General features: G+C 70.8%; 22 protein-coding genes. 9 read left to right on the top strand and 13 right to left on the bottom strand.

What is annotated here, in order from left to right; translation table 11 throughout:
• Positions 1 to 25 precede the first annotated feature (25 nt).
• On the top strand, positions 26 to 358 hold the full coding sequence (locus AA23TX_RS24865) for a hypothetical protein (RefSeq protein WP_155545257.1): 333 nt from the start codon (positions 26 to 28) through the stop codon (positions 356 to 358).
• Here AA23TX_RS24865 and AA23TX_RS24860 read toward each other — a convergent pair.
• Genes AA23TX_RS24860 through AA23TX_RS24850 form a run of 3 tightly spaced genes read right to left on the bottom strand, consistent with a single transcriptional unit; the run spans position 312 to position 2,601 of the window.
• On the bottom strand, positions 312 to 644 hold the full coding sequence (locus tag AA23TX_RS24860) for a hypothetical protein (RefSeq protein WP_155545256.1): 333 nt from the start codon (positions 642 to 644) through the stop codon (positions 312 to 314). The genes AA23TX_RS24865 and AA23TX_RS24860 overlap by 47 nt on opposite strands.
• Positions 587 to 1,585 carry a Gfo/Idh/MocA family protein gene (locus AA23TX_RS24855; protein ID WP_196425517.1) on the bottom strand — a complete coding sequence of 333 codons (999 nt, stop codon included), beginning with the start codon at positions 1,583 to 1,585 and terminating at the stop codon, positions 587 to 589. The genes AA23TX_RS24860 and AA23TX_RS24855 overlap by 58 nt, the downstream gene beginning before the upstream one ends.
• Positions 1,582 to 2,601, bottom strand: a complete 1,020-nt coding sequence (locus AA23TX_RS24850) for a LacI family DNA-binding transcriptional regulator (protein WP_155545255.1) — start codon at positions 2,599 to 2,601, stop codon at positions 1,582 to 1,584. Before AA23TX_RS24850 ends, AA23TX_RS24855 begins: the two co-directional genes overlap by 4 nt.
• Positions 2,602 to 2,714: 113 nt before the next feature.
• On the opposite strand from AA23TX_RS24850, the gene AA23TX_RS24845 reads away from it, so the two are divergent.
• Genes AA23TX_RS24845 through iolD form a run of 7 tightly spaced genes read left to right on the top strand, consistent with a single transcriptional unit; the run spans position 2,715 to position 10,112 of the window.
• Positions 2,715 to 3,593: a TIM barrel protein gene (locus AA23TX_RS24845; protein ID WP_155545254.1), complete on the top strand. Its 879-nt coding sequence runs from the start codon at positions 2,715 to 2,717 to the stop codon at positions 3,591 to 3,593.
• Positions 3,594 to 3,613: 20 nt separating this feature from the next.
• Complete coding sequence (locus AA23TX_RS24840; protein WP_155545253.1) at positions 3,614 to 4,609, top strand: sugar ABC transporter substrate-binding protein; 996 nt, start codon at positions 3,614 to 3,616, stop codon at positions 4,607 to 4,609.
• The gene (locus AA23TX_RS24835) at positions 4,609 to 5,652 is read left to right on the top strand and encodes an ABC transporter permease (protein WP_155545252.1); all 1,044 of its coding nucleotides are present in this window, start codon (positions 4,609 to 4,611) and stop codon (positions 5,650 to 5,652) included. Before AA23TX_RS24840 ends, AA23TX_RS24835 begins: the two co-directional genes overlap by 1 nt.
• Positions 5,649 to 6,428 (top strand): ATP-binding cassette domain-containing protein, encoded by a 780-nt coding sequence (locus AA23TX_RS24830; RefSeq protein ID WP_155545251.1) that lies wholly within the window; start codon positions 5,649 to 5,651, stop codon positions 6,426 to 6,428. The genes AA23TX_RS24835 and AA23TX_RS24830 overlap by 4 nt, the downstream gene beginning before the upstream one ends.
• Positions 6,425 to 7,354 (top strand): 5-dehydro-2-deoxygluconokinase, encoded by a 930-nt coding sequence (gene iolC / locus AA23TX_RS24825; protein ID WP_155545250.1) that lies wholly within the window; start codon positions 6,425 to 6,427, stop codon positions 7,352 to 7,354. Before AA23TX_RS24830 ends, iolC begins: the two co-directional genes overlap by 4 nt.
• Positions 7,355 to 7,389: 35 nt before the next feature.
• Positions 7,390 to 8,280 (top strand): 5-deoxy-glucuronate isomerase, encoded by an 891-nt coding sequence (iolB, locus tag AA23TX_RS24820; protein ID WP_155545249.1) that lies wholly within the window; start codon positions 7,390 to 7,392, stop codon positions 8,278 to 8,280.
• Positions 8,277 to 10,112, top strand: coding sequence for a 3D-(3,5/4)-trihydroxycyclohexane-1,2-dione acylhydrolase (decyclizing) (gene iolD, locus AA23TX_RS24815; protein ID WP_196425516.1), 1,836 nt, complete (start codon positions 8,277 to 8,279; stop codon positions 10,110 to 10,112). The genes iolB and iolD overlap by 4 nt, the downstream gene beginning before the upstream one ends.
• Here the strand turns inward: iolD and AA23TX_RS24810 are convergent.
• Complete coding sequence (locus tag AA23TX_RS24810; protein WP_155545248.1) at positions 10,083 to 11,474, bottom strand: cytochrome P450; 1,392 nt, start codon at positions 11,472 to 11,474, stop codon at positions 10,083 to 10,085. The genes iolD and AA23TX_RS24810 overlap by 30 nt on opposite strands.
• A gap of 79 nt (positions 11,475 to 11,553) precedes the next feature.
• Here AA23TX_RS24810 and AA23TX_RS24805 point away from each other — a divergent pair, with 79 nt between their 5' ends.
• Positions 11,554 to 12,126: a TetR/AcrR family transcriptional regulator gene (locus tag AA23TX_RS24805; RefSeq protein WP_155545247.1), complete on the top strand. Its 573-nt coding sequence runs from the start codon at positions 11,554 to 11,556 to the stop codon at positions 12,124 to 12,126.
• Here the strand turns inward: AA23TX_RS24805 and AA23TX_RS24800 are convergent.
• From AA23TX_RS24800 to AA23TX_RS24760, 9 genes are all read right to left on the bottom strand, one after another.
• On the bottom strand, positions 12,116 to 13,060 hold the full coding sequence (locus AA23TX_RS24800; RefSeq protein WP_155545246.1) for a TolB family protein: 945 nt from the start codon (positions 13,058 to 13,060) through the stop codon (positions 12,116 to 12,118). The two genes, AA23TX_RS24805 and AA23TX_RS24800, sit on opposite strands and share 11 nt — an antisense overlap.
• Positions 13,057 to 14,289, bottom strand: a complete 1,233-nt coding sequence (locus AA23TX_RS24795) for an MFS transporter (RefSeq protein ID WP_155545245.1) — start codon at positions 14,287 to 14,289, stop codon at positions 13,057 to 13,059. The genes AA23TX_RS24800 and AA23TX_RS24795 overlap by 4 nt, the downstream gene beginning before the upstream one ends.
• Positions 14,290 to 14,296: 7 nt before the next feature.
• Positions 14,297 to 15,856, bottom strand: a complete 1,560-nt coding sequence (locus AA23TX_RS24790; RefSeq protein ID WP_155547282.1) for a discoidin domain-containing protein — start codon at positions 15,854 to 15,856, stop codon at positions 14,297 to 14,299.
• A 467-nt stretch (positions 15,857 to 16,323) separates the two neighbouring features.
• On the bottom strand, positions 16,324 to 17,382 hold the full coding sequence (locus AA23TX_RS24785; RefSeq protein WP_155547281.1) for an NAD(P)-binding domain-containing protein: 1,059 nt from the start codon (positions 17,380 to 17,382) through the stop codon (positions 16,324 to 16,326).
• Between the two features lie 459 nt (positions 17,383 to 17,841).
• Complete coding sequence (locus AA23TX_RS24780; RefSeq protein ID WP_155547280.1) at positions 17,842 to 19,068, bottom strand: GGDEF domain-containing protein; 1,227 nt, start codon at positions 19,066 to 19,068, stop codon at positions 17,842 to 17,844.
• Positions 19,069 to 19,564: 496 nt separating this feature from the next.
• Positions 19,565 to 20,314 carry an SRPBCC family protein gene (locus AA23TX_RS24775; protein WP_155545244.1) on the bottom strand — a complete coding sequence of 250 codons (750 nt, stop codon included), beginning with the start codon at positions 20,312 to 20,314 and terminating at the stop codon, positions 19,565 to 19,567.
• 88 nt (positions 20,315 to 20,402) lie between these two features.
• Entirely contained in the window at positions 20,403 to 21,257 is an 855-nt protein-coding gene (locus AA23TX_RS24770; RefSeq protein WP_155545243.1) for an FAD binding domain-containing protein, read from the bottom strand.
• Entirely contained in the window at positions 21,254 to 23,695 is a 2,442-nt protein-coding gene (locus AA23TX_RS24765; protein ID WP_155545242.1) for a xanthine dehydrogenase family protein molybdopterin-binding subunit, read from the bottom strand. The genes AA23TX_RS24770 and AA23TX_RS24765 overlap by 4 nt, the downstream gene beginning before the upstream one ends.
• Positions 23,695 to 24,219, bottom strand: coding sequence for a (2Fe-2S)-binding protein (locus AA23TX_RS24760; RefSeq protein ID WP_155545241.1), 525 nt, complete (start codon positions 24,217 to 24,219; stop codon positions 23,695 to 23,697). The genes AA23TX_RS24765 and AA23TX_RS24760 overlap by 1 nt, the downstream gene beginning before the upstream one ends.
• Positions 24,220 to 24,257 lie beyond the last annotated feature (38 nt).

Raw genomic sequence — 24,257 nt, 5'->3', positions numbered from 1 at the left:
GCCCTCGAGGTATGAAGCTGGGGGCATGAAGGTGCTCCTGTTCGGCCGCAACCCGGCCACGGTCTCGAGAGTGACGGCGGCGCTGTCCGCGGCGGGTCTCGCCGCGGACGGCGCCGTTTCGGAGGAGGCGGTCCTGACCCGGCTCGGGGTGGTGAACGCCTTGGTGCTGGGTGCGGGGGTGGTGGGCCCGCTGCGCGAGCGCGTCACGGCGGCGGCTGTGCGGCACGGGGTCGTGTGGGTGCAGGGGCCGCACATCCTGCCTTCCCGCGACGCACACGAGTACGTGCGGACGGAGATCCTGCCGCGGCTGGTCAGCGCAGGGGCAGTTCCGCGCGCACCTCGTCGCCGTCTGTGGTGAGCATCGCGCCGAGTCCGGCCAGCAGCGACCGGGCGCCGACGTTGTCCGCCGTCGTCGAGGCCGTCGCCGGATCCAGCGAACGGCCGCGGTGGAAGGCCAGGGACGCCGCCCGGCGGGGCGATGTCCAGCCGGGCGGGCCGACCACCGGTGGCATCACTTCGAGGGGGTCCGCGCCGGCCGCGTCCGGCAGCCGGGCCAGTGCGCGCTCGTCGAGGGGTGCCAGCGTGATCAGCGCCGGACCTCCGCCAGCTGCACCGGACGCCGTTCCCGGCGGGAGACCTCGCACGCCTCCGCGATGTAGAACGCCTCCAACGCGTCCGCCGCACCGCACGGCGAGGGCGCCCGCCCCGCGACGACGTCCAGGAACGCCCTCAGCTCGGTCGTGTACGCCGGACGGAACCGCTCCATGAACCCCGGGTACGCCGGACCCGGCAGCGGGGCCACCCCCGGCTCCACCGATCGCAGCGGCACCCGGTCGTCCAGGCCGACCACCACGCCGGACACCGAGCCCAGCGCCTCCAGCCGCACGTCGTAGCCCGCGCCGTTGTAGCGGGTCAGGGAGACCGTCGCCAGCGTGGCGTCGTCCAGGGTCAGCGTCGCCGCCGCCGTGTCCACGTCGCCCGCATCCACGAAGAAGCGCTCGCCGCGGTTGGCGCCGATCGCGTACACCTCGGTCACCTCGCGGCCGCTCACCCAGCGGATGATGTCGAAGTCGTGCACGCCGCAGTCGCGGAACAGCCCACCCGAATGGGCGACGTACTCCGCCGGCGGGGGCGCCGGGTCGAACGTCGTCGCGCGCAGCGTGTGCAGCCAGCCCAGCTCGCCCGACGCCACCGCCGCCCGCGCCGCCGCGTAGCCCGCGTCGAACCGGCGCTGGAAGCCGATCTGGACCGGGACGTCCGACGCGCCGATGCGGTCGATCACCGCCAGCGTGCCGGGGATGTCCGCCGCCACCGGCTTTTCGCAGAACACCGGGATGCCCGCGTCGACCGCCGCGATGATCAGGCCCGGGTGCGCGTCGGTGGCCGCCGTGACGACCAGGCCGTCCAGCCCGGCGGCGAACAGCTCGTCGAGGGAAACCGATTCGACGCCGAGCTTCGCGGCCGCGGCAGCGGCTCGCGCGGGGTCGACGTCGGCCACGACGACCGACTCCACCTCGTCGAACCCCTTCAGCGTCTCCGCGTGCGCGGTGCCGATCCGGCCGGTGCCCGCCAGTCCCAACCTCATCGTGGTGCTCCTCCTGTGCCTAGAACCTCGGCGGTGGTCGCCCGGACCACCAAAGACGGGTGCAGCAGGTGCCGGACCGGCTCCGTGCGCTCCCCGCGGACGCGTTCGACCAGCGCTTCGAAGGCCAGCCGGCCCATCTCGGTGCGCGGTTGGTCCACTGTGGTCAGTGAGAGGTGCCGCAGGGCCGCCAAAGACGTGTTGTCGTAGCCGACGACCGAGACGTCCTCGGGCACGCGCAGCCCCGCCTCTTCGAGAGCCGAGATCGCCCCGACCGCGTTGAAGTCGTTGCCCGCCACCAAGCCCGTCGGCAGCTCGGCCCGCGAGTACGTCGCCAGCAGCTCCCGTACGGACTTCTCCCCCGCGGTGTCGGTGTGCTCGCTGCGCACCACGATCGGGTCCAGGCCGTGGCGCCGCATCGCCGCCTGGAACCCGCGACGGCGCTGGGCCGCCCCCGCCGCGCCGCCGCCGTCGAGGTGGGCGATGCGCCGGTGCCCGAGGCCGGCGAGGTGGTCGACGGCCAGCGCGGACCCCGCTTCGCCGTCGTCGTTCACGGTGTCCACACCGGACGCTCGCGACGTCCGCGAGACGAGCACCACCGGACACTGCCGGGCCGCGGCTTCGATGGCCGACGCGGGCACGACCGGCGAGAGCAGGATGACCCCCGCCGGCCGGAAGGAAAGCAGGCTGCGCAAGGCGTTCCCCTCGCGCGCGGGACTGCGGCCGCCGGTGTTGAGCACGAGGTCGAAGCCCGCGGCCTGCGCGGCCGCGTCCAGCCCCTCGACGACGTCGGCGAAGAAGGCGTTGCGCAGGTCGTTGACCATCACGCCGAGCACGGTGGACGTCCGGCTGGCCAGGGAGCGCGCCATCACGTGCGGCTGGTAGCCGAGTTCTTCGGCCGCACGCAGCACAGCCGCGCGGCGCGCGTCGGAGACCTTCGGTGAATTCCTCATCACCAGGGAGACCAGTGCGCGGGAAACCCCCGCCCGCGCGGCGACGTCCTCCATGGTCGGACGCATGGCCGCACCTCCCCTGATCACCGGAAACTCAGCCTTGACTTGCTGTGACGGACGCTACAAGATTAGAGCGCTCTAATCAATAGAGCGCTCCAACGGACCAACGGAGGCCCCTTGTGACAGCGACGATCCGCGTGGCCGCCGCCCCGATCTCCTGGGGCGTCTGCGAAGTCCCGGGCTGGGGCCGGGTGCTGGACGCGGCGACCGTGCTCGGCGAGATGGCGGCCCTCGGCGTCCAGGCGACCGAGCTGGGGCCGCCCGATTACCTCCCGCGCGATCCGGCCGAGCTGCGGGAGCTGCTCGGGAGGCACGGCCTGACGCTCGTCGGCGGCTTCCTCGCCGTCGTCCTCCACACCGACCAGGAAAACGCGCTCAAGGAAGCCGAAGAGTCCGCCGCACTGTTCGCCGCGTGCGGAGGCGACGTCCTCGTGCTCGCCGCCGCGACCGGCCTCGACGGCTACGACGAACGCCCGAAGCTCACCGACGCCGAATGGGCGACGCTCGTCGAAACCGCCGGGAAGATCCGCCATGTTGCAGGCGCCTTCGGCCTGCGCACCGTGCTGCACCCGCACGTCGGGACGCACGTGGAGCAGCAGGCCGAGGTCGAGCGCTTCCTCGCCGATTCCGATCTCGGCTTGTGCCTCGACACCGGGCACCTGATGATCGGCGGGACGGATCCGGTCGAGCTGGCGCAGCGGTATCCCGAACGGGTGGGGCACGTGCATCTGAAGGACGTCCGAGAAGACCTCGCGGCAGAGGTCCGCGCGGGGCGGCTCGGCTACACCGACGCGGTCGGGCGGGGCATCTACACCCCGCTCGGCGAGGGGGACGTGGACGTGGCGGCGATGGTGCGCTCCGTCCAGGCGGCCGGCTACGACGGCTGGTACGTCCTCGAACAGGACACCGCCCTCGGCGCGGAGAGCCCCGACGACCTACCCCGGCGGGACACCGAGCGCAGCCTGGCCCACCTCGCGAAGATCATCGACTCCCTGTAACTGGTCCCAAAGGAGTGACTGTGTTCTCTGTCAAGAAGCTGGCCGGCGTGGCGGCGATCGCCGCGGCCGGGCTGGTCCTGTCCGCCTGCAGTGGTCCCAGCGCCGACAACTCGAGCAGCAGCTCGAGCGCCCCGTCCGCCGCGGCCCCGAGCACGGGCGGTCCGCTGAAGGTCGCCGTGGTCACCCACGGCAGCGCCGGCGACGCCTTCTGGAACGTCGTGAAGAACGGCGCCGAGCAGGCGGGCAAGGACCTGAACGTCGGGGTCGACTACTACTCCGACGGCGACCCGGGCAACCAGGCCAAGCTGATCGACAACGCGGTCGCGCAGAAGGTCGGTGGCCTGGTCGTCTCCATGGCGAACCCGCAGGCCCTGCAGACGTCGATCCAGAACGCGGTCAAGGCCGGCATCCCGGTCGTCACCATCAACTCCGGCGAAGACTCCAGCGCGCAGTTCGGCGCGATCGCGCACGTCGGGCAGAGCGAGGGCCTCGCGGGCCAGGGCGCGGGCCAGCGGCTCAAGGCGGCCGGCAAGACGAAGCTGCTGTGCGTCCTCCACGAGGCCGGCAACATCGGCCAGAACCAGCGTTGCGACGGCGCGAAGCAGACCTTCGGCAACGTCACCACGCTGCAGGTCGACATCTCCAACCCGACCGACGCGCAGGCCCGGATCCGCGGCGCGCTGCAGTCCGACCCGTCGATCGACGCGGTGCTGGCGCTGAACTCGCAGGTCGCGGCGCGCGCGGTGGACGCGGCCAAGGAGGCGAGCTCCAAGGCGCAGGTCGCCACGTTCGACCTGAACGCCGACGTCGTCGCGGCCATCAAGGCCGGCACGATCCTGTTCGCCGTCGACCAGCAGCAGTACGAGCAGGGCTACCTGCCGATCGTGTTTCTCAAGCTGTACAAGGAGAACGGCAACACCATCGGCGGCGGCCACCCGGTGCAGACCGGCCCCGGCTTCGTCGACAAGACCAACATCGACACCATCGCCCCGTACGCGCAACGCGGCACGCGCTGATGACCGCAGCCATCCAGGAACGCCCTGACGAGCGAGTCGCGAAGAAGAGCCTGACCGACCGCCTGGTGGTCCGGCCGGAGATCGGCGCGCTGCTCGGCGCCGTGCTCGTGTTCGTCTTCTTCTCCGTCGTCACCAGCCAGTTCCTCAGCCCGCTGGGCGTGGCGACCTGGCTCGACGACTCCTCCACCCTGGGCATCATGGCCGTCGTGGTCGCCCTGCTCATGGTCGGCGGCGAGTTCGACCTCTCGGCCGGCGTGATGACGGCGTCGACGTCGCTGGTCACGGCGATCCTGGCCACGCAGGCCGGGTGGAACGTCTGGCTCGCGCTGCTGGCCTCGCTCGCCTTCGCGCTCGGCGTCGGCGCGTTCAACGGCTGGCTGGTCATGAAGACCGGATTGCCCAGCTTCATCGTCACGCTGGGGTCGTTCCTCGCCCTGCAGGGGCTCAACCTCGGCGTGACGCGCTGGGTGACCAACACCGTCCAGATCTCCGGCATGCGCTCGACCAGCGGCTACGAGTCGGCCGGCGGGCTGTTCGCGTCCACGTTCAGCATCGGCGGCACCGAGTTCCAGTCGTCGATCATCTGGTGGGTCGTCGTCACGGCGATCGCCGCGTGGCTGCTGGTGCGGACCCGGTTCGGCAACTGGATCTTCGCGGTCGGCGGGTCGCAGGTGTCGGCCCGCTCGGTCGGCGTGCCGGTGGTGCGCACGAAGATCCTGCTGTTCATGGGCACCGCGCTCGGCGCGTGGCTGGTCGGCTCGATCAACATCCTGCGCTTCGCCAGCGTGCAGGCGAACCAGGGCATCGGGCTGGAGTTCCAGTACATCATCGCGGCGGTGATCGGCGGCTGCCTGCTCACCGGCGGGTTCGGCTCGGCGGTGGGCGCGGCGATCGGCGCGCTGATCTTCGGCATGGCGCGCCAGGGCATCGTGTTCGCGCAGTGGAACAGCGACTGGTTCATGCTGTTCCTCGGCATCATGCTGCTGGCCGCGGTCCTGGTGAACAACGCCTTCCGGCGGCGCGCGGAAAGGGTCCGGCGATGAGTCTCATCGAGGTCAAGGACATCGGGAAGACGTATGGCAGCGTCATCGCCCTGCGCGATGTGTCCACTGTGGTCAACGCGGGCGAGGTGACCTGCGTGCTCGGCGACAACGGCGCCGGGAAGTCCACGCTCATCAAGATCCTCGCCGGGGTGCACCAGCACGACCGCGGCGAATTCTTCGTGGACGGCGAGCCGGTCCGGTTCGCCTCGCCGCGCGAGGCCCTCGACCGCGGCATCGCGACCGTGTACCAGGACCTCGCCGTGGTGCCGCTGATGAGCGTCTGGCGGAACTTCTTCCTCGGCTCCGAGCCGACGACCGGGTTCGGCCCGTTCAAGATGCTCGACCGGAAGAAGGGCCGCGAGACGACCAAGCAGGCGCTGTCCGACATGGGCATCGACCTGCGGGACGTCGAGCAGCCGGTCGGGACGCTCTCGGGCGGTGAACGCCAGTGCGTCGCGATCGCGCGGGCGGTCTACTTCGGCGCCAAGGTGCTGATCCTCGACGAGCCGACCGCCGCGCTGGGCGTCAAGCAGGCCGGGGTGGTGCTGAAGTACGTCGCGCAGGCCCGTGACCGCGGGCTCGGCGTCGTGCTGATCACGCACAACCCGCACCACGCCTACCCGGTCGCCGACCGGTTTCTGCTGCTCAAGCGGGGTGCGCCGCTCGGGTCCTACGAGAAGGAGGACATCGACATCAACGAGCTGACCCGGCAGATGGCGGGCGGTGCGGAACTGGAAGCGCTGGAGCACGAGCTGCGGCAGGTGGAGAAGGCGTGAGTCTCGAAGCGCTCACCGTGGGCCGGGTCGGGGTGGACCTGTACCCGGAGCAGAGCGGCGTCCCTCTGGCCGGCGTCAGCACGTTCGCCAAGTCGCTCGGCGGGACCGCGACCAACGTCGCGGTCGCCGCCGCGCGGCTCGGCCGGCGCACGGCGGTGCTGACCAAGGTCGGCCCGGACGGCTTCGGCGACTACGTCCGGCAGGCCCTCGACGGCTTCGGCGTCTCGCCCGCTTTCGTGGGCACTTCGCCGGACCTCCAGACGCCGGTGGTGTTCTGCGAGCTGAACCCGCCCGCGGACCCGCCGCTGCTGTTCTACCGCTCACCCATCGCCCCGGACCTCACGCTCACCGACGACGACGTGCCGTGGGACGTCGTCGAGTCGGTGCCGCTGCTGTGGGTCACCGGCACCGGCGTCTCCGCCGAGCCGGCCCGCGCCACGCAGCGGAAGATCCTCGAAACCCGGGGTCGCCGCGAGCACACCGTCCTGGACCTCGACTACCGGCCGATGTTCTGGTCTTCGGTCGAGCAGGCCCGGGAAGAGATCGGCGGGATGCTCGACCACGTCACGGTCGCGGTCGGCAACCGCGCCGAGGTGGAGGTCGCGGTCGGCACGGCGGACCCGGACACCGCCGCGGACCGCATGCTCGACCGCGGCCTGCGGCTGGCGGTGATCAAGAAGGGCGCCGACGGCGTGCTCGTGGCGACGCCGGAAGGCCGGTGGACGGTCCCGCCACAACGCGTCGAGGTCGTCTGCGGGCTCGGCGCCGGCGACGGCTTCGGCGGAGCCCTGATCCACGGCCTGCTGTCGGGCTGGGACCCGGTGCGCCTCGCGGGATACGCGAACGCCGCGGGTGCGCTCGTCGCGTCCCGGTTGGCCTGCGCCGACGCCATGCCGACCGCCGGGGAGATCGAGGAGCTGCTGTGATCCCCACGGACGTGCAAAGAACTGGAGGCCGTGAAATGAGCAAGCTGCACCGTCCACTCGGGACGCTGTCCGACGACGCCGACCCGGTCCGGCTCACCCCGGATTCGGCGGGCTGGACGTACACGGGGTTGCGGGTGCTCCGGATCGGCACCCGGCTCCCGCGCACGGTCAAGACCGGCGAGTTCGAGGCGTTCGTGCTCCCGCTGTCCGGCTCGCTCACGGTCCGCGTCGACGGCGAGGAGTTCGAGCTGGAAGGGCGTGAGTCGGTGTTCACCCGGGTCACGGACTTCGTCTACGCCCCCCGCGACGCCGAGGTCGAGCTGACTTCCGAGACCGGCGCGCAGGTGGCGCTGCCGATGGCGCGCTGCACCCGGCGGCTCGAAGCGAAGTACGGCCCCGCCGAAGACGTCCCCGTCGAGGTCCGCGGCGCGGGGCAGGCGACGCGGCAGGTGACCAACTTCGGCGTGCCCGGGGTGTGGGACCACGCCGACAAGCTCAACGCGTGCGAGCTGATCACGCCGGGCGGCAACTGGTCGTCCTACCCGCCGCACAAGCACGACGAAGCGAGCGAGTGCGAGGTCGTCAACGAGGAGATCTACTACTTCCGCGTCGCCGGCCGCGACGGGGTGACGCCGTCGCGCGAGGGGTTCGGCCTGCACCGGACGTACACGCTCGACGGCGACCTGGACGAGGACGTCGCCGTCCGCGACCACGACGTCTTCCTGATCCCGCGCGGCTTCCACGGTCCTTGCGTGGCCGCGCCGGGCTACCCGATGTACTACCTGAACGTCCTGGCCGGGCCCGCGCCCGAGCGGTCGATGGCGTTCTGCGACGACCCCGCGCACGGCTGGGTCCGCGACACGTGGGAGTCGCAGGACCTCGACCCCCGCTGTCCCGTTACGAGCCACGAAGGACGTGTGCGGTGAAGCTGACGACGGCTCAGGCGCTGGTCCGCTGGATCCTGGCCCAGCGCTCGGAAACCCTGGACGGGCGCGAAGTCCCGCTCTTCCCCGGCGTCTTCGCGATCTTCGGGCACGGCAACGTCCTCGGTCTCGGCACCGCCCTGGAAGAACACCGCGGGGACATCCCCGTGTGGCGCGGGCACACCGAGCAGGGCATGGCGCTGGCCGCGGTCGGCTACGCGAAGGCGACGCACCGGCGGCAGGTCGGCGTCGTGACGTCGTCGATCGGGCCGGGCGCGCTGAACATGGTCACCGCCGCCGGGGTCGCGCACGCGAACCGGCTGCCGGTGCTGCTCCTGCCCGGCGACACGTTCACCAGCCGCGCGCCGGACCCGGTGCTGCAGCAGATCGAGCCCTTCGGCGACGCGACCGCGACGGTCAACGACGCCTTCCGCGCGGTCAGCCGCTACTTCGACCGGATCACCCGCCCCGAACAGCTGCTCTCGACGTTGCCGCAGGCCGCACGGGTGCTCACGGACCCGGCGGAGAGCGGGCCCGTGGTCCTGGCGCTGCCGCAGGACGTCCAGGCCGAGACGTACGACTTCCCGGAAGAGCTGTTCGCCCCGGTGACGCACCGGCCGCCGCGGCCGCGGCCCGACCGGCGCTCGGTCACCGAGGCGGCGGGAGTCCTGCGCGCGTCGAAACGGCCGTTGCTCGTGCTCGGCGGCGGCGTCCGCTACTCCGGCGCCGGGCAACGCGTCCTCGACTTCGCCGAGCGGCACGGGATCCCGCTGGTGGAGACGACCGCGGGCCGCACGCTCGTGCCGCACACGCATCCCCTGCACGCCGGCCCGCTGGGCGTCACGGGCTCGACGTCGGCGAACGTCGTCGCGGCTCAGGCCGACGTCGTCCTCGCGGTCGGGACGCGGCTGCAGGACTTCACGACGGCGTCCTGGACGGTCTTCTCCCCCGATGTCCGCCTGGTCGCGCTGAACGCGGCCCGGTTCGACGCGGTGAAACACGGTGCTCTGTCGGTGGTCGGCGACGCCGACGCCGGGCTCGTCGATCTGGGCGCGCAGCTGGAAAGCTGGCGGGTCGACCCGTCGTGGACCTCGCGGGCCGCGGCCGAACGGGCTTCCTGGGACGCGCACGTCGACTCGCTGCGCTCGGGCGGCTCCGAGCTTCCGTCCTACGCCCAGGTCGTGGGCGTGGTGAACGACCTGTCGGCGGCGGACGACTACGTCATGACGGCGTCCGGCGGGCTGCCGGGCGAGCTGATCGGCGGCTGGCGCGGGTCCGGCTCGATCTCGATGGACGTCGAGTACGGGTTTTCCTGCATGGGCTACGAGCTGTCCGGCGCGTGGGGCGCGGCGATCGCGCATCCGGGCCTGGTGACGACCCTGCTGGGCGACGGCTCGTACCTGATGTTGAACTCCGAGCTGTTCTCGGCCGCCTTCGCGGGTCACCCGTTCGTCGCGGTCGTCTGCGACAACGACGGCTACGCGGTGATCGCGCGGCTCCAGGAGGGGCAGGGCGGGAAGCCGTTCAACAACTTCTACGCCGACTGCACGACTTCGCACGCTTCGCCGCCGCGGGTGGACTTCGCGCGGCACGCGGAATCATTGGGCTGTCTGGTCTTCACGGCTTCTTCGGCCGAGGACCTCCGGGCGGCCTATGCGCAGGCTCGCGAAGCGGCGGTCGAGGAACGGCGTCCGGCGGTGGTCGTGGTGAAGACGCGGCCGTCGTCGTGGACCGAGGCCGGCGCGTGGTGGGAGGTCGGCGTGCCCGAGCACCTCGCGGGCCGGGACGAGTACGAGCGGGCCAAGTCAGGTCAGGTGCGCTACCTGCGTTCCTAGGTTCGCCCGGACGCGCGGCCGCAGCGTGAACCCGCTGGGCTTGAGCGTCAGCGACTCCACGATCTCGAGTTCGTACGCCGGATCGACGTCGAAGTCGTAGCGCTGCAGCACCATTCCCAGCGCCAGCACGGCTTCGTGCAGCGCGAACTGACGGCCGATGCAGGCGCGCTCGCCCGTCCCGAACGGCTTGTACGCCTGCGCCGGCCGCTTCCGCACCGCGGCGGGCTCGAAGCGGTCCGGGTCGAACTTCTCCGGGTCCGGCCAGACCGCGGGATCGCGGTGCACCAGGGGCAGCGGCACGATCACCCAGTCGCCTTTGCGCATCGCGTACTTCCCGCCGAGCACGACGTCTTCGCGTGCTTCGCGCGAGTAACCCGGCGCGGTCGGCCAGAGCCGCATCGCCTCGTCGAGGCAGCGACGCACGTAACGCAGCTTCGCGACGTCCGAGAACGCCGGCTCGCGGTCGCCCCACACCGCGTCGACCTCGGCGCGGGCCTTCGCCAGCAGCTCGGGGTGGCGCGTCAGGTAGTACAACGCGAACGACAGCGCGCCGGACGTCGTCTCGTGGCCCGCGACGACGAACGTGATGGCCTGGTTGCGGATGTTCACCGGGTCCAGGCGTTCCCCCGTCTCCGGGTGGCCCTCGGTGAGCATCAGGCCGAGCAGGTCGCGGCTCTCCTCGCCGTCCTGGCGACGGGCTTCGATGACCTCGTCGACCAGGCCGGTCATGGTCGCGATGTCGGCCTGGTTCCGCTCCGCCGTCCCGGCGAACGCGCGTCGCACGAACGGGAGCTTGACGTTCTGCAGCTGCGCGTACCGCAGCGCGCGGATCATCGCCGTGACGAACGGGTGCGGTTCGCTGCGCTCGAACGAGCCGAACCGGTAGCCGAAGCCGGCGAGCCCGATCGTCTCCAGCGTCAGCCGCGTCATGTCGGCGGCGACGTCGACCGGTCCGCTCGCGGCGTCCCAGCGCGCGATGAGCTCGCGGGCGACGTCCAGCATCACCGGGTGGTAGCGGCGCATGGCCTCGGCGGAGAACGCCGGTTGCAGGATGTCGTGCGCGAGCCGCCAGTTCGGTTCGTGGGTGTGGGCGGTGAACAGCCCGTCACCGGCGAGCGCGCGCAGGTTCTCGATGCCCATGCCGACGTGCTTGCCGAACTTCGTCTCGTCGTTCAGCTCGGTGACCAGGTCGACGCCGCCGACGAAGACGATCTCGAACCCGAAGACCTTGCGCGTGAAGATCGGGCCCAGTCGCCGGCCGATGCGCAGCGTGTCCTGCAGCGGCGTGCGCGGGTTGGCGCCGATCAGGTCGCCGATCACCGGCAGGCGGCCCGGCCGGTGCGGAAGCCCGGTGGTGTCCACGGCGTCACCCCTTATTGAACCCGTATCCAATAGGGTCACGATCCCCCGCTACTGAACCCGTGTCAAGTAAGGTCGGGGGATGCGGACGAGGCTGAGCACCGAGCAGCGGCGCGAGCAGCTCTTGGCGATCGGGGCCGGGTTGTTCGCGAAGCGGCCGTACGACGAGGTGTGGATCGAAGAGGTCGCCGAGATCGCGCAGGTCTCCCGCGGCCTGCTCTACCACTACTTCCCGACGAAGAAGGACTTCTTCGCTTCGATCGTCCGCGCGCAACGCGACCAGCTGCTGGCGATGAGCGAGCCCGACCCGGCGCTGCCCGTGGCGGAGCAGCTGCGGGCCGGGCTCGACGTGTACCTCGAATTCGCGCGCACGCACCCCGACGGCTACCGGATCGTGCACCGCGCCGCGAGCGGCGCCGACCGCGAGATCCAGGAGATCCGCGAGTCCGGGATGGCCGCGAACGCCGCCCGCATCCTGGACGCGGTGAGCGTGCTGACCCCCATCACCGAGGTCACCCGCCTGGCCGTGCGGGGCTGGCTCACCTTCGTCGCGACGATGATCCTCGAGTGGCTCGACCAGCCGACGGTCACCCAGGAAGAGCTGCGCGACCTCGCCGTGCGGACGTTGTTCGCGGCGGTCGGCGTCACCCCGTGACGGCCGGCGACGCGGCGTTCTCGGCCAGCTTCCGCGGCGCGCCGGAGCCGTCCGCCGGGACCGCCCAGACGGCGTTGTCGAGCCCGTAGAGGATCGTGTGGTCGTCCTGCCACAGCGCCTGGTCGTCCACGCTCTTCTGTTCCGCCAGCTCGGTTTCCTTCATCGTCTTCAGGTCGAGGACCGACAGCCGCCAGACCCCTTCGCCCACCTTCTTCTTGAAGGCGACGCGGGTGGCGTCCGGGGACAGCGACGGGCATTCGACGTTCTCCCGGAGCGTCTTCCCGCGGTAGCGCCGGTAGTCGGCTTCGACGAGGTAGGTCTGTCCCTTGCTGCCGAGGGTCGCGTAGAAGCGGTTGCCGTCCGGGGCGAACGTGATGCCCCAGTAGTTGACGTCCGGGGCGAAGTACCGCTGGTCGTCCTTGAAGACCGGCAGCTCTTCGATCGTCTTGACGAGCCGCCCGGTGTCGACCTCGTACAGCCCGGCGCGCGTCGAAAAGCCGGTCTGCGCGTACGAGTCGCCGGTGACGAACAGCGTCCAGTAGACGCGCTTGCCGTCCGGGGACACCCGGGCGCGGCTCGGCGTGCCGGGCAGGGACTCGGTGTGGCGGACGGCCAGGTGGTCGTCGAGGACGAGGACGTCGGTCACCGCCGGGAGCGTCCCCGGCCGAACGGCCAGGCACAACGCGGTCTGCTTCGCCACCGCGAAGCGATCGCACTTCAGGCCGCTGAGCTCGGGTTTCTTCCCGGTTTCGGCGAGCGGGACGGCGCCGACGCGGCCGGTGGCGGTGTCGCGGAACAGCAGCTGACCGGGGCTCAGCGTGAGCTGGGCGGCGGGTTCGGCGTCCGCCGTGTCGTGGCGGGCGCTGACGGTGTAGACGACGGCCGCGGCGATCAGGAGCACCGTGCCGAGCAGGGCGAGGACGAGTTTCTTCACGGGCGCACCGGTTTCACGAGAGCGGCGGCGAGGGCGACCACGGCCAGGCAGACCGCGGCGACGAGCACCGCGGGCCGCAGGTCCCAGAGCGTCCAGGCCAGTCCGAAGAGGACGGACGAAAGCATGCGGGCCACGGCCTGCCCGGTCTGCACGACGGCCATCCCGGTGGCCCGGAGGTCACGCGGGATGAGCGGGCCGGCGGCGGCCATGAGGACGCCGTCGGTGGCCGCGTAGAAGACGCCGTGCAGGCTGAGCGCGACGACGGCGAGCCAGATCCCCGCCTGCGGCCCGCACAGCAGGACCAGCGCCAGGCACAACGCGCCGTGGCCGCCGAGGAACACCGGCCACCGCCCGACCCGGTCGGCGAGCTTGCCGAGCGGCACGGCCAGGACGAGGTAGACCCCGGCGGTGCCCAGCGGCAACAGCGGGAAGAACGTCGCCGCGATCTCCCAGCGCCGCTGCAGGACGAGGTAGACGAACGAGTCGCCGACCGTCACCAGGCCCAGCAACGCGGCCCAGAGCGTCACACGCCGGAAGTCGTTCTGCCTGAGGAGACCGGCCGCCCTGCGCAGCGACACCGCGGCGCGGTCGACGTTCCCGGAGTGGTCCCGGACGAAGAGGGCGAGCAGCAGCACGGCGATCGCCGCGACGCAGAAGCTGGTGAAGAACACGCTCGTGTAGCTGCCCAGGCTCAGCGCGAGCACGGCCATCGCGACCAGGGGACCGAGGAACGCGCCGACGGTGTCGAGGGCGCGGTGCACGCCGAACGACCGGCCGAGCGCGTCCGGCGTGCTGCTGAGCGAGATCAGGGCGTCACGCGGGGCGGTGCGCAGCCCTTTGCCGGTGCGGTCGGCGGCGAGGACTACGCCGATCGCCGCGACCGACGAGCCGGCCGCGACCAGGCCGAGCTTGCACACTGCGGACAAGCCGTACCCGAACCCGGCGACGGCCTTGAGCCGCCGCCACCGGTCGGCCAGGTGCCCGCCGAGCACCCGCACGAGGGCGGTGGCGCCCGCGTAGAGCCCGTCGAGCAGCCCGAACTGCACCGGGTTCAGGCCGAGGCCGAGCACCAGGTAGAGCGGGAGGACGGCGGTGACCATCTCCGAGGAGACATCGGTGACCAAGCTGACCATGCCGAGCGCCACCACGTTGGCGGAGACTCTCTTCAGGGCCGGTTTCCGGTCGGTGCCCGCCGCCAGGTCCGAGGTACGGCTTGCCGCGATGTACATGCCGCTCCTACCGGTGGCAGGTGTAGGTCGGGCTGCTGTCGAGGACCTTGCCGTCGACGCCGATGAGCTGCGACTGGAACGACGTGTCCGTCATCGACAGCTTCAGGACGCCGAAGGTCTTGAGCAGCTTGGCGGTCGTCTGGTGCGCCGGGCTCAGGTCGTAGAGGTTCGCGCCCCCGGAGCCGCCGACGATCTCGACGGGGCCTCCTCCATCCGCCTTGCCGTCGGCGTTCTGCGGGACGAACCGCTCGTAGTCGTGGTCGTGGCCGTTGAGGACGAGATCGACCTTGTTCGCGGTCATGATGTTCCACAGCTCGGTGCTGTCGGGGTTGTCGCCGTGGTCACCGGAGCTCCACCGCGGGTGGTGGTAGTAGGCGGCGACGCAGCCCTTGGTGTTCTTGGCCAGGTCCTGCTTGAGCCAGGTGATCTGGGGCGGCTCGGCGAAGTCGTCGTGGGTGACGAAGTCGTTGGAGTCGAGGGCGATGAAGTGCCAGTTGCCCATCTCCCAGCTGTAGTACCGCTTTCCCTGCGGCTTGGCGATGGCGCCGAAGTAGTCCTCGTAGCCCTTGAACGGAGTGTCGTCGTAGGACTCGTGGTTGCCCGGGATCGGGTGGGTGATGGTCTTGAACTTGCCCCACGTCTTGTCGTAGTAGGACTTGAAGTCCGAGAGGTGGGCGTCGTCGTACTGGTTGTCGCCCATGGTGATCACGGCCGCGGGCTTCATCGCGTCGACGAGTTTCGCGGTCTTCACGTGGGCGCAGCTCGAGCTGCTCGAGGTGCAGCGTTCGGCGATGTCACCGGCCGCGGCCAGGACGAAGCTCGTTCCGCTGCCCGCCTTGGTCTTCACGGTGACCGGGGTGCTGCTGCCCGAGACGTTGCCGGCGGCGTCGCGGGCGCGGACGGCGTAGGAGTAGCTGGTGTCGGGCGTGAGGCCGCTGTCGGTGTAGGACGGGGTCGCGCTGGTGGCGACGGCGGTCCCGTCGCGCAGGATGTCGTACCCGGCGACGCCGACGTTGTCCGTGGCGGCGCTCCACGTCAGGGCGGCGCTGGTGGCGGTGGTCGTGCCCGCGGTGAGGCCGGCCGGGGTGGTCGGGGCCTGGGTGTCGCCGGAGGAGTCCGTGGAGCCGAAGACCTGCATCTCCCAGAGGGAGTAGCCGTAGCTCGTCGCGCGGGTGACGCCGACGAAGCGCACGTACCGGCCGTGGGCGTTCACGGTGAGGTCGTCGGTCTTGCCGTCCCCGGCGTCGACGGTGCTAGCGGTGGTGAAGTTCGTGCCGTCGTCGGAGACTTCGATGCGGTACTTCTTGGCGTAGGCGGCTTCCCAGTTGAGGAGGACGCGGTGGATCGCGGCGGACTGGCCGAGGTCGATCCGCAGCCACTGCGGATCGGCGCCTTCGACGCTGGCCCACCGGGTGGTGGTACTGCCGTCGACGGCTTTGGTCCCGGCGTAGGACGAGCTCTCGACGGTGGACGTCGCGACCGGTTTCCCTTGGGAGAGCAGGACATCGGCTTGCGGGGTACTGGCCGCGGCGATCGCGCCGGGCAGCAGCGTGATCGCGGCCACCACGGGGGTGAGGCGGGTGAATGTTCGTAGGCGGGTCGACGGCACGTCGCGCTCCTTCTGGGCCTGGCGGTGGCTGGGCTGCGGCGTCGGTGAACGAGAGTTGAACTGTTAGGAAAGTTTCCTAACTAAGCGGACTGTATCGGTGACCGGTTTCGGCTGACAAGACGTGTCTTGCCGTTGAATCGGTCAAGAGGGTGAGTTTGCGCTGATCTTCGCTGCTCAGAGCGGTTCCCGGTGATCGGAGCACTGCCCCGTGCACCGGGATGAGTACCGCAGAGCCCCGACCTTTCCCGGCTTCCTCCGGTTTTGTCGGTGGTCTCGGGTAGCGTGGAAACCGGGGGCAGCGCCCATCCCCGCGCGTCAATTTCCTTTATTTCACAAGGAAAATTTCGCCGCGCACCGGCTCTTGATCTCACCCGATCCAGCGATGACCATCGCACAGGTGTTCGGGTAGCTTCGGATGTATGACCTCAACCCAGCAGCTTCTTGATCTCGGCGACCGCCGCGCGCCCCGCCCGGTTCGCCCCGACCGTGCTCGCCGAGGGCCCGTACCCCACGAGGTGCAGCCGCGGTTCACGCACCACGCGAGTCCCGTCCATCCGGATCCCGCCCCCGGGTTCGCGGACGTGCAGCGGCGCGAGGTGGTCGATCGCCGCGCGGAACCCGGTCGCCCAGAGGATGACGTCGGCGTCGAAGCGAGAGCCGTCCGCCCAGACGACCCCGTCGGGCGTGATGCGCTCGAACATCGGCCGCCGCTCGAGGATCCCGGCGGCGCGTGCGGCGCGCACTTCCGGCGTCACGGCGAGATCGGTCACGCTCACAACGCTCTCCGGCGCCAGCCCGGCCCGCACCCGCTCATCGACCTTCGCGACGGCGTCGCGTCCCCAGTTCTCACTGAACGGCTCGTCGCGCCACACGAGCGGGCGCCGTGTCACCCACGCCGTCGCGCGAGCGAGCGGGGCGAACTCCATGAGTAACTGAACGGCGGAGGCCCCACCCCCGACCACGACAACCCGCTGCCCACGAAAGTCTTCGGGGCCGGCGTAGTCCGCGGTGTGCACCTGACGCCCGGCGAAGGTCTCTTGGCCGGGGTAGCGCGGCCAGAAGGGCCGATCCCAGGTACCGGTCGCACTGATCACGGCCCGAGCGGCCCAGGACTCGGCCGGGCTCGAAACCACCAGCCGCTCCCCCGCGCGCGTCACGGACTGGACGTCAACGGGCCTGAAGACCGGGAGGTCATAGACGCTTTCGAAGCGAGCGAAGTACTCCGAGACGACTTCGGAGGCGGGACGCGTCACGTCCGGGCTGCCGAAGGCCATGCCGGGCAGGTCGTAGATGCCGTGCACCTTCCCGAGCACGAGGGAGGGCCACCGGTACTGCCACGCGCCCCCAGCCCGTTTCCCATGATCGAGCACAACGAACCCGGACCGGTTGCCAAACCCGGCCCGCCGCAGATGATAGGCGGCCGAGAGTCCGGCCTGCCCCGCCCCGATCACCACGACATCGGTCTCGTGATCCGCACCACCCATGTCGGGTTCAACGGCTACGGGCCGAGGGTATTTCGCGCCGTACCTCACACGCCGCGGCGGTCATAGCGAGGTTGCCGGAGCCACACCGCGCGCGTCCACCCATCCAGCGATCGCACAACCATCCCCACCGGAGCCAGCCCCGACCGGTGTCCAAACCCAACCGACTCCAGCCCAACCCAATCGAGCCGCGACAGCAGCGTCCCACGCGACCGAACCCGCCCGATCCTCCGCTGTCGTCTAACTCAACCCAAGCCAGCGCCAAGCTGGCGACCCCAACCCCGGCCAGCATCTGGTCGACGATCCCAACCCCAGCCACCTCGCGCCCGCTCGATCCGCCACAACCAGCGAGCCAACCCCAGGCCAACCCCGCCGAGCCATCCCATCCCGAGCCGAGCCGCGGCCAACCTCACCCGGCAGCCCAGCCGCGCCCGAGCCGATCAACCGACCGAGCACCGCCGCTCACACAGCAACGCGGTTCCGGCCGGCCTCCTTGGCGCGGTACAACGCGGCATCCGCCGAGCGGAGTACGTCGTCGAGTGTTGGGCCCGCGTCCGGGTGGCGGGCCACGCCGATCGACACCGACAGCCCACCCACTCGGACCGTTCCGCCGCCGGTCGAGATCACCACGTTCAACTCTCCCACCGCCGCTCGCACGCGTTCGGCGATGCCGAGCACTTCGGCGCGGCCGACGCCCGGCAGCAGGACCACGAACTCCTCGCCGCCGAATCGGCCGGTCGTGTCGCCTTGGCGGACCGCGCCGGAGATCGCGACCGCGACCGCCGCCAGCACGTCGTCGCCGGTGAGGTGGCCGTACGTGTCGTTGATGCGCTTGAAATGATCAAGATCGATCATCAGCACCGCGAAACCGCCGCCGGCGGGGCCGCGCCGCTGGGAGCGGGTGTGTTCGCGTACCGCGGAATCGTGCCAGCCGGCGGTGTTGAGCAGTCCCGTCTTCTCATCGGTGACCGCCGCGACCTGCAACTGCTGCTTCAGCAGCAGGTAACGGTGCAGCAGCAGCAACGGCGCGACCACGAACACCACCAGCACCGGCTGCTCGGCCAGCGCCAGCGCGGCGAGGCCACCGAGGCAGAGGGTCGCGAGCTCGAAAGCGTTGTCCTCCCAGGTGCCGATCAGGTCGGCCGCCGAGCGCTGGCTCGTGTAGAGGTAGATCCCGGCCGCGACCAGGCCGATGTTCACCAGCTCGAACACCGCGGCGGCCAAGCAGAGCGCGAACAGTCCGCGCGTCGTCTGCAACGGCGTCCCGTGCAGCCCGGACACCGCGAGAACGGACGAAGCGGCGAAGCACGAGAGCATCGCCCAAGCCGTGCTGGCGACGAAGCGGTGCGCGGGCCGCGTACGAACCTGACGCCACACGCGCACCCACAGGTGCGCGTAGAGCACGACGGCCAGCAGCGCCACCCAAGCCGGCGGCAGCAGGACGACGCCGGCGAGGTACCAGACCGACGTGACGTTGATGTGGGTCTGCCCGCTCATCCACCGCCGCAGCCGCTCGATGCGGCGCGACATCTCGGCCTGCGCGACGCCGAGCGCGACCAGCACCGCGAACCAGACCGGCCGCACGGGCCCGCCGAACCCGGTGACCAGCGCGCCCCCGGTCGCCACGACCGCGACCAGCTCGCAGCCGAGCGCGTAGGTGATCCAGCGGGCTTTCGCCCCTGTCCACATCTCCCACCGCGCGGGCCAGCCCGGCCAGGCGGAAAGCGCTTCCCGGCGCACGGCGGCCTGGGCTCTCAAGAGCCGAAGCCACAGAAGTGACGGACCGGCATCGTGACGTACCCCTTGCGCGAAGTTCGGCCGACCAGGTAGCCCAGCGTAGCCGTTCCGACGACGCGCGTCGCCAGTCCGGGCGAATTGCGGGCACCGCACCTGCCCAAAGACCCGCGCAGGGTAGATCTGCCCAGCTCAGCGGTCCACCACTGGATCATCGCCCCGGAAATCCGGATCCGGGAACGCCGAAGGGAGATTCCCACTCCCGCGATCCCGGACGCGGAAAGGCTCGGCCCCACGACCAGCGAGGTTCAGCACAGGAGAATCCGGCTATCGCACCGGAGCGCATCGCCGCCACCAGCGCAGATCGACACCGGTTGCCGGCGGCAGCGAGCGAACCGGCTCACCTACCCGCGCGAGCCCGCCACCTCAAAGGCCCAGCACCAACCAGAAGCTACTTCCGCAGCGCCCGGATGATCGCCACCAGGCCGATCACCGCCGCGATTCCGGCCACCACCGGGGCCAGCCGCTTCAGCACCGACTGTCCCGCGTAATCGAGCAGGTCGATCGCTTCCGTCTCCGGGGCCGCCGGGACGCTGTGCAGCGGCGGACGGTCCGACGGTGCCGGCGACGGCTTCGGGTCCGTGTTGATCTCCGCCGTCGTCGGGGCGGGCTTGACCGCCGGCTTGGCCACCGGCTCCGCGGTCTCCGTCGGCTCGGGCGTCGGTGCCACCGCCACCGGGGCCGGCGCCGGCGAAGCCGAGGGCGCCAGCTTGTCCGACAGGCACCCCGCGAACGTGTCGAGGATCTTGCCGCCCACCTCGCTGATCAGGCCGCGGCCGAACTGGGCGGGCTTGCCCGTGATCGACAGCTCCGTCGACACCGAGCCGTGCGTTCCGCCGTCGGCCTCCGTCAGGGTCAGCGTCACCGTCGCCGCCGCCGTGCCCGACCCGCGTGAGTCCTTGCCCGAGGCCTTGATCGTGACCTTGCGCGCGGCTTCGTCCTTCTCCAGGAACTCGCCGTTCCCCTTGTACAGCAGGGAAATCGGCCCGAGCTTGACCTTCACCGTCCCGCTGAACTTGTCCCCTTCGACCTTCGTCAGCGTGGCGCCCGGCATGCACGGGGCGACGCGCTCGGGGTCGACGACCGCCTGCCAGACCTCGCCGATCGGAGCCGGGACGGTGAATTCGTGGTCGAGCCGCACGGGCCGACCTCCTCTCTGCCAGACCTGACGTGTTCCGGTGCCCACCCTAGCCGCCGCCGGAGCGGCGGCCAGGGGGACGAACGGAACCTCAGGCCCCGGCCGCCGCCGCGATGGCCCGGCCCGTCAGGACCTGGGCCAGGTGACGGCGGTATTCGACGTCGGCGTTGCTGTCGACCGGCGGGTTCGTGCCCTCGGCCGCGTGCGAGGCCGCCGCGGCGATCGAGTCGGCCGAGGCCTGGACGCCGACCAGCGCCGCTTCGACGCCCGAAGCGCGCACCGGGGTCGAGCCCATGTTCGTCAGCGCGACCCGGGCCTCCTCGATGACGCCCGCTTCGGTACGGACGGTGACCGCGACCGCGACCATTGACCACGCCTGGGCGACGCGGTTGAACTTCTCGTAGTGCGCCCGCCACCCGGTGTGCTTGGGGATGCGGACCTCGACCAGCAGCTCGTCCGCGGCCAGCGCCGTGGTGAACAGGTCCTGGAAGAACTCCGCGGCCGGCACCGTACGACGACCGGAGGGCCCGGCCAGCACCAGCGACGCGTCCAGCGCCAGGACCGGCGCCAGCAGGTCCCCGGCCGGGTCGGCGTGGGCGATCGCGCCGCCCAGCGTGCCCCGGTGGCGGATCTGCGGGTCGGCCACCGTGTCGGTCGCCTCCTTGAGCAGAGCCGCGTGCGAAGCGACCAGTGCGTCCCGCTGGACGTCGTAGTGCGTGGTCATCGCCCCGATCACGAGGTCGTCACCGTCCTCGCGCACGCCGCGCAGCTCCGCGACGCGCCCGAGGTCGACCAGCGTGGTCGGCGCGGCCAGCCGCATCCGCAGCACCGGCAGCAGGCTCTGCCCGCCCGCGATGACCTTGGCGTCCTCACCCGCCGACGCCAGGGCCTGCACCGCTTCGTCCACTGTGGACGGGCGGACGTAGTCGAAAGAAGCCGGGATCACTGCGCACCTCCGGTGGCGTCGAGGGAACCGAGGCCGCCGCCGGCTTCGCCGCGACCGGGGCCGCCCGCGTCGGTGGTGCCGTGCCGCAGGGCGTGCCACACCCGCATCGGCGTCAACGGCATCTCGATGTCGTTCACCCCGTAGTGGCGCACCGCGTCGATCACCGCGTTGACCACCGCCGGGGTGGACGCGATCGTGCCCGCTTCGCCGACGCCCTTGGCGCCGAGCGGGTTCGACGTCGCCGGCGTCTCCGTGCGGTCGGTGGTGAACGACGGCAAGTCCGCCGCCGACGGCAGCAGGTAGTCGGCGAACGTGCCGGTGGTGAGCGTGCCGCTGTCGTCGTGCTCGGTGCCTTCGAACAATGCCTGCGCGATGCCTTGCGCGAGCCCGCCGTGCACCTGCCCCTCGACGATCAGCGGGTTCACCGCGACCCCGACGTCGTCGACGCAGACGTACGAACGCAGCTTGATCCGCCCGGTCTCGGTGTCCACCTCGGCGGCGCACAGGTGCGTGCCGTGCGGGAACGAGAAGTTCTCGGGGTCGAACGTGGCGTCCGAGTCGAGCGACGGCTCGACCCCGTCGGGCAGGTTGTGCGCCGCGAAGACCGCGAGCGCGATGTCGCCCATGGTCGTGGACGTGTCGGTGCCCTTGACGGTGAACTTGCCGCCGCCGAACTCCAGGTCGTCCTCGGCGCATTCGAGCAGGTGCGCCGCGATCGGCTTCGCCTTGGCGACCACCTTCTCGGCGGCCTTGATGACGGCGATGCCGCCGACCACCAGCGACCGCGAGCCGTAGGTGTCCATGCCCTTGTGCGACGACTGGGTGTCACCGTGCAGGATCTCGACGTCCTCGAACGCGACGCCGAGCTGATCGGCGACGATCTGGCTCCACGCCGTCTCGTGGCCCTGGCCGTGCGCGGACGCGCCGGTGGTGACCTCGACCTTGCCGGTGGGCAGCATCCGGATCGACGCGTACTCCCAGCCGCCGGCGCCGTAGTCCAGCGAGCCGAGCACCCGCGACGGCGCGAGCCCGCACATCTCGGTGAACGTCGAGATGCCGATGCCGAGCTGGACCTTGTCACCCGACTCGCGGCGCTTCGCCTGCTCGGCCCGCAGGCCGTCGTAGTCGAAGAGCTGCTTGGCCTTTTCGGTGGCGGCCTCGTAGTTGCCGGAGTCGTAGGTCAGCCCGCACACCGTGGTGAACGGGAACTCCTCGTGCTTGATCCAGTTCTTCTCGCGCAGCTCCATCGGGTCCATGCCGAGCTCGACGGCGAGCTCGTCCATGATCCGCTCGATCGCGAACGTCGCCTCCGGGCGGCCGGCGCCGCGGTAGGCGTCGGTCAGCGTCGTCGTCGTGTACACGTTGGTGCAAGCGAAGTGGTACGCCGGGATCTTGTAGATCGCGTTGAACATGAACGCGCCGAGGATCGGCACACCCGGCCCGACGAGGCCGTTGTACGCGCCGAGGTTGGCGAGCAGCTCGACCTTGAGACCGGTCACCTGGCCGTCACGCGACGCGGTGATCGTGATGTCCTGGATCTGGTCGCGGCCGTGGTGCGCGGCCAGCATGGTCTCCGACCGCGTCTCGTTCCACTTGACCGGTTTGCCGAGCTTCTGCGCGACCAGCAGCGACATCATCTCTTCGGGCAGCACGCCGATCTTGCCGCCGAAGCCGCCGCCGACGTCCGGGGCGATCACGCGCAGCTTGTGCTCGGGGATGCCGAGCGTCAGCGCCGACATCACCCGCAGGATGTGCGGGACCTGCGTGGCCGCCCACATGGTGATCTGCGAGCCGGTCGGGTCGACGACGCAGGCGCGCGGCTCCATGAACGCCGGGACCAGGCGCTGCTGCCGGAAGCGCCGTTTGAGGACGACTTCCGCCGAGCCGATCGCGTCTTCGACGTTGCCGCCGGTGCCGGCCTCGGCCGAGTCGAACTTCCAGACCGCGCTCGTGTTGGTGCCGAGGTCTTCGTGGACCAGCGGGGCGCCGTCGGCGATCGCGGCTTCCATGTCGAGGATGACCGGCAACTCGTCGTACTCGACGTCGATCTCCTCGAGCGCGTCGTGCGCTTCGGACGACGAGCGCGCGACGACGACCGCGACGCCTTCACCGGCGAAGTTGACCGTGTCGGAGGCGAGTACCGGGCGGCGCGGCGCCTTCATGTCCGGCGTGATCGGCCACGCGCAGGGCATGCCGATCGCGCTGTCCGGGTCGAGGTCCTTCGCGGTGTAGACGGCGACGACGCCGGACGCGCCCTTCGCCGCCGACGTGTCGATCGAGACGATCTTGGCGTGCGCGAACGGGCTGCGCAGGACCGCCATGTGCAGCAGGCCCGGCAGCGTGATGTTGTCGGTCCAGCGGGTGCGGCCGGTGATGAGCCGCTCGTCTTCCTTGCGGCGCCGTGACTTTCCGACTTCCGGTTCGATCGTGGCGGTCATCAGTCACCACCCACGCCGACGTGCTTGTTCTCGGCGATCCGCTCGGCTTCGGGGCCGGCGCCGGGGCTCATGTTCCGCGCCGCGTCGCGGACCGCGCGGACGATGTTCTGGTAACCGGTGCAGCGGCAGAGGTTGCCTTCGAGACCTTCGCGGACGGCCTGTTCGTCCGGGTCGGGGTTGTCGGCCAGCAGGTCGATCGACTGCATGATCATGCCGGGCGTGCAGAACCCGCACTGCAGGGCGTGGTTGTCGTGGAACGCTTTCTGCACCGGGTGCAGCTGCCCGTCGCGGGCGAGGCCTTCGATGGTGGTGACCTCACAGCCGTCGGCTTGCACGGCCAGCACGGAGCAGGATTTCACGCTGTGCCCGTCCAGGTGGACGGTGCAGGCGCCGCAGTTGCTGGTGTCGCAGCCGACGACGGTGCCGACCTTGCCCAGCTTCTCTCGCAGGTGGTGCACGAGCAGGGTGCGGGGCTCGACTTCGTCGGTGTACTTCGTCCCGTCGACGGTGACGGTGATGCGCATCAGGCCTCCAAAAGCCGGTTCGGGAACGGCCCGCCCGA

Origin of the sequence: Amycolatopsis camponoti (genome assembly GCF_902497555.1) — a bacterium.
GTDB classification, from domain to species: Bacteria; Actinomycetota; Actinomycetes; order Mycobacteriales; family Pseudonocardiaceae; genus Amycolatopsis; species Amycolatopsis camponoti.
The sequence above is the reverse complement of the archived record's forward strand: the minus strand, read 5'-3'. Positions and strand labels throughout refer to the sequence as shown.